This is a genomic window from Exiguobacterium sp. s83 (assembly GCF_018617095.1).
GTDB classification, from domain to species: Bacteria; Bacillota; Bacilli; order Exiguobacteriales; family Exiguobacteriaceae; genus Exiguobacterium; species Exiguobacterium profundum.
In genome coordinates this window covers 1-266 of sequence record NZ_JACSJP010000022.1, presented here as the reverse complement: position 1 = coordinate 266, position 266 = coordinate 1, and the positions used below count along the sequence as shown (strand labels likewise).

At 65.8% G+C, this 266-nt stretch carries 1 pseudogene; it reads right to left on the bottom strand.

Going from position 1 to position 266, the window contains the following annotated elements:
- Nucleotides 1-266 (bottom strand): annotated as a pseudogene (locus tag KNO73_RS14935) (helix-turn-helix domain-containing protein); the annotation flags it as partial.

Below are 266 nucleotides of genomic sequence, written 5' to 3'. Positions count from 1 at the left end.
GTCGTGTAGGAGGCGCGCGACCGCCGTCTCGATTTGAAGGCCGGGAAGCCGCCCGTCCCGGCGAAGAACTTCGCGAACGCGGTGTCGAGGTTCAGCTTTGCGTTCGCGAGCGCGAGGCTGTCCGCCTCGGCGAGGAACGGGAACAGTGGCTTGTAGGAGGCGGGTGTCGCCGGTTTCCGTCTCGTCACGATCCCCGCTTTCGCCTCATCGCGGATGGCGATGCGGTCCTCGAGCAGCTTGTTGTAGATGAACCGGGCGCAGCCGAT